Origin of the sequence: Kitasatospora sp. NPDC093558, from assembly GCF_040683475.1 — a bacterium.
Classification (GTDB): domain Bacteria; phylum Actinomycetota; class Actinomycetes; order Streptomycetales; family Streptomycetaceae; genus Kitasatospora.
In genome coordinates, this window is sequence record NZ_JBFBDY010000675.1 from 1 (window position 1) to 3,231 (window position 3,231).

General features: G+C 77.7%; 3 protein-coding genes. 1 reads left to right on the forward strand and 2 read right to left on the reverse strand.

Annotation, left to right across the window (positions count from 1 at the left end; translation table 11 throughout):
- A partial coding sequence (locus tag AB0O00_RS33540) for a hypothetical protein (RefSeq protein ID WP_363658284.1) occupies positions 1-667 on the forward strand: 667 nt, incomplete at its 5' end.
- Positions 668-856: 189 nt separating this feature from the next.
- On the opposite strand, the gene AB0O00_RS33545 is transcribed toward AB0O00_RS33540, so the two are convergent.
- Positions 857-2,581, reverse strand: a complete 1,725-nt coding sequence (locus tag AB0O00_RS33545) for an AMP-binding protein (RefSeq protein WP_363658286.1) — start codon at positions 2,579-2,581, stop codon at positions 857-859.
- Positions 2,578-3,231, reverse strand: a 654-nt coding sequence (locus tag AB0O00_RS33550; RefSeq protein WP_363658288.1) for a LuxR C-terminal-related transcriptional regulator, incomplete at its 5' end; no start/stop codon positions are given. The genes AB0O00_RS33545 and AB0O00_RS33550, both read right to left, overlap by 4 nt.

Sequence of the window (3,231 nt, forward strand, 5' to 3'; positions counted from 1 at the left end):
CCTCGACACCGGGCACCTCATCCGCCACGACACCCGCGAGGGCGCGGTGCTGCGCCGCGGCGTGCCCACCCTGCACGTCAGCCACGCCGCCGAACACGAGCGCCACGGCTGGCGCGGGGAGTCCCGCCGCTTCGGCGAGGGCATGGCCGTCCTCGCCGGCGACCTCGCCCTCACCCTCGCCGACCGGCTCGCCCTCACCCTGCCCGCCCGCGCCCGCGGCACCTGGGACGACCTGCGCACCGACCGCGTCCTCGGCGCCTACGGCGAGGCCGCCCGGGCCGGCGAGTACCAGGACGACCCCTGGCCCGCCGAGTGCCTGGACGGCTGCGGCAGCGGCTGCGCCTCCGGCTGGTACGCGGTCGAGCAGCCGCTCCTGCTCGGCGCGGCCCTGGCCGGCCGGCGCGACCTCGACCCGCACTACGGCGAGCTCGGCCGGGCGGTGCACGCCGGTTGGCGGCTGCGCGGCTTCCTCGGCGGCGGGCAGGGCTTCGACGGGATGGCGCAGCTGCTGCGCGAGGTCCTGTTCGACCGGGACGCGCACGACCGGGCCGAGCTGCTCATCGCCGAACAGCTCGACCGCGCCCGCGCCGCCCTGCGGGCCGCCCCGCTGCGCGCCGACTGGCGGGCGGAGCTGTACGAGTGCGTGGCGGCGCTGACGCGGCCGTGAGGGGGGGCGGCTGGGGTGCGCGCGTGCCGCACGAGCGGGTGGTCGGGGTGGTCGGGGTGCCGATGCGGGCGGTGGCCCACACGAGCGGGTGGTCGGGCCGATTGGAGTGCGCGCGTGCCGCACGAGAGGGCGGTTGGGGTGCGCGTGTGGGTCGGCCGGTTGAGCCGTGTGTGTGGGCGCGGTGGTCGCTCAGCCGGTGGTGATCGGCATCGTGCGGGGTTGGCCCGGGAGGAGGCGGGCGATCCACTGCCGCAGGCCCTCGTGGCGGACGGCGCCGTGTTCGTCGCGGGGCAGCGAGCTCACCAGCTCCAGGCGGGTCGGCAGGAACGCCTCGCCGATGCCCCGGGCGGCCAGGTGTTCGCGCAGCTCCAGGAGCGGGGGCGGGGGCAGGTCCGCGGCGGGGACCACGACGGCGCACGTGCGCTCGCCGAGTTCCGGGTCCGTGTGGGCGACGACGGCCGCCTCGGCCACGCCCGGGTGGGCGAGCAGTTCCCGTTCGATCAGGTCCACCGGGGCCATGAAGATGCCGCCCGTCCGGGTGCCGGCCCGTTCGGTGACGCGGATGCCGCCGAGGCCGTCCCCGAGCGCGGTGTCGCCGGTGCCGAGCCAGCCGTCGCCGTCCGCCCAGGTCACGACCGGCGCCGTCTCGCCGTGGTGCCACCGCGCCAGGCACACCGACGGGCCGCGCACGCGCAGCGCGCCCGGCGTCGCCCCCTCGTGGCCGGGGCGGGGCAGGACGGACACCTGGAGGCCGTCGAGCGGCAGGCCGTCGCTGCGGCCCTCGCGCTCGGCCGGGGTGTCGCCCTTGGTGAGGGTGCCCATGCCGACCTCGGGGGCGCCCCACAGGTTCCGCACCGGGGCGCCGAGCGCGTCGCGCAGGCCGTCGAGCAGCGGGCCCGCGGTGCTCGTCCGGCCGCCGGAGAGCAGCAGGCGCAGGCGCCGCAGCTCGCGGGGCCGGCGGCGCTGCGCGGCGAGGACCTCCGTCCAGTACACCGGGGCCGCGTAGGCCTGGTGCACGCCGGCCGCGTCGAGCAGGTCGAGGCACACGTCCGGGTCCCACACGTCCTGGCACACGCCGGTGCCGCCGACCGCGAGCGGCCAGCACACCGTGTAGAGCAGCGAGGCGAGGGAGGTGAGCGGCAGCGCGGAGTAGAACACCTCGCGGGGTCGGCGTCCGGGGCCGGTGGGGTCGTGCTGCGCGGCGATGTTGGCGTAGAGGGTGTTCGGGGTGTGCAGGACGGCGGTGGCGGCGGCGTCGGTGGTCATGACCGAGACGGCGAGGGCCGGGCGGTCGGCGTCGGCGCGGTGCTGCGGCGCCGGGGGGTGCCGCAGGTGCAGGAAGTGTCCGGCGAAGTCCACCGCGCCGGTGGCGGCGGCCTCGCCGAGGACGACCCGGTGGCGCAGCCAGGGCAGTTCGCCCGCGAGGTCGGCCAGCGCCTCGGCGTGCGGATGGCCCTCCCACACGTCCGGGACGACACACACCCGGGCGCCGGTCAGGCGCAGCGTCCGCGCGAGCTCGTGGGTGCGCACGGTGGGCAGGACGGGCACGGCGACCGCGCCGAGCCGCAGGCAGGCGAGCGTCAGCGCGGTGGTCTCCCACCAGGCGGGCAGCTGGTACGCGACCGGCTCGCCGGGGCGGATGCCGAGCGCGTACAAGGCGGCGGCGAACCGCTCGACGTACGCGGCGAGTTGGGCGTACGTGAGGGTGCGGACGCGGCGGCCGGCCGGGCGGTGCAGGCGGTGGGCGACGACGGCCGGGCGGGCCGGGGCGAGGGCGGCGGTGCGTCGGAGGTCGTGCAGGAACGTCTCGGTGCGCCACCAGCCCTCGGCGCGGTAGGTGGCCGCGACCTCGGCCGGGACGGTGACGGTGTCGAGGACGGCCGGGGTGAGGCCGGGCGCCGCGGCGGGGTTCACGGGCGCCGCCCGAGGGACCACGCGACCTGCACGCGCGAGGTGCAGCCGAGCCGGCGCATCACCTGGCGGACGTGGTTTACCGCCGTCCACTCCGACAGGCCCAGGCGCTCGGCGATCTGACGGTTCGTCATGCCCTCCGAAACAAGCATGGCCACTTGGAGCTGGCGCGGGGTGAGCTGCTGCTGGTCCCTGTCCTCCTGCTCCCTGGCCGTGCGGCCAGGGGCGGGTACGGACAGGGCCTCCTGGATTGCGGCGGCGGCGTCGAGGCGCATGCCCTCGGCGTGGGCGACGGTGAAACCCGTCCAGCCCATGCGGGCGCGCAGGCCGCCGAGCGCCTCGGTGAGCGCCTCGTCGAGCGCGGACCGTACGACTGCGTCCGGTCGCGTGTCGAGGCCGGTGCGCAGGCGGGCGGCGGCGGTGATCAGGCGGACGACGCGCGGCTGCTGCGCCGGTGCGGCGGCGAGCGTGAGCAGGGCGAACGACTCCAGGGCGGCGGGGAGTTCGGTGCGCTCGCCGTTGGTGGCGTGGAGCGTCAGGCACTCGCGGAGGTGGCGGCTCGGTGACCGACTCGCCCAGCGCGGGCAGCAGGACCGGGGTGGCGTCGCCGGCCGGGGCGGCCGGAGCGGCGACCGGAGCCGGAGCAGCCGGGG